1 protein-coding gene is annotated in these 1,235 nt (G+C 70.6%); it reads left to right on the top strand.

Annotated elements, in window-relative coordinates:
- Window positions 1-142: 142 nt before the first annotated feature.
- The gene (locus ACZ7IF_RS39310; protein WP_470981855.1) at window positions 143-1,126 is read left to right on the top strand and encodes a carbohydrate kinase family protein; all 984 of its coding nucleotides are present in this window, start codon (window positions 143-145) and stop codon (window positions 1,124-1,126) included.
- Window positions 1,127-1,235 lie beyond the last annotated feature (109 nt).

Below are 1,235 nucleotides of genomic sequence, written 5' to 3'. Positions count from 1 at the left end.
AGACCGCCGCGTACGGCCACTTCGGCCGCGAGCTGCCGGACTTCACCTGGGAGCGCACCGACCGCGTCGACGCCCTGCGCGCCGCCGCCGGCCTGGTCTGATCCGCCGCCCCCACGTCATCCCACACTTCAAGGAGAGAGTCGTGCGAATCGCTGTGACCGGCTCCATCGCGACCGACCACCTCATGGTGTTCCCCGGTAGCTTCACGGAGCAGTTGCTCACGGACAAGGTCGACACCGTCTCCTTGTCGTTCCTCGTCGACCAGCTGGAGGTTCGCCGGGGCGGCGTGGGGGCAAACATCACCTTCGGCCTCGGCCGCCTCGGCCTCCGGCCCCTGCTCGTCGGCGCCGCCGGGGTCGACTTCGCCGAGTACGACACGTGGCTGCGCGCGGCCGGAGTGGACACTGCCTCGGTCCGGGTCAGCGAGACCCTGCACACGGCACGCTTCGTGTGCACCACGGACGTCGACCAGAACCAGATCGCCAGCTTTTACGCGGGCGCCATGGCAGAGGCCAACCGGATCGACCTCACCGAGGTGCACCACCGCGCGGAGGGGCTCGACCTCGTTCTCGTCGGGGCCGACGACCCCACGGCGATGCTGCGTCACACCGCCACCGCCCACGCTCTCGGCGTCCGGGTGGCCGCCGACCCGTCCCAGCAGCTGGCCCGGCTGGACACCGAGCAGACCAGGTCGCTGGTGAACGGGGCACACCTGCTGTTCACCAATGAGTACGAGAGCGCCCTCCTGCGCGAACGCACCGGCTGGACGGAGGAGGACGTACTGGCGCGGGTGGGCACGTGGATCACCACGCGCGGCGCCGACGGCGTCTCGATCGCCACCGCCGACGGGCGGCGACTCGACATCGCCGCGGTGCCCACGGACGACGTGGCCGATCCGACCGGCGTGGGCGATGCCTTCCGCGCGGGCTTCCTCGCCGGTCTGGCATGGGAACTGCCCTACGAGCGGGCGGCGCAGCTCGGCTGTTCCCTGGCAACCGTGGTGATCGAATCGGTGGGCACCCAGGAGTACAAGCTGCTCACCGCCGATCTGCTGTCCAGGATCGGCCGCACCTACGGTCACGAGGCGGCCCGAGAGATCGAGCCGCGGCTGGTGGAAGCGTCGTGAGCGGTCATCAGAAGCGGGCCGATGCCCTCCGGGAGGCGCTCGCGACCCGTGTGGTCGTCGCCGACGGAGCGATGGGAACCATGCTCCAGGCGCAGGACCCGTCGCTGGA

The sequence above is a fragment of the Streptomyces sp. NPDC037421 genome, assembly GCF_055602105.1.
This window is presented reverse-complemented; position numbering and strand designations above follow the sequence as displayed.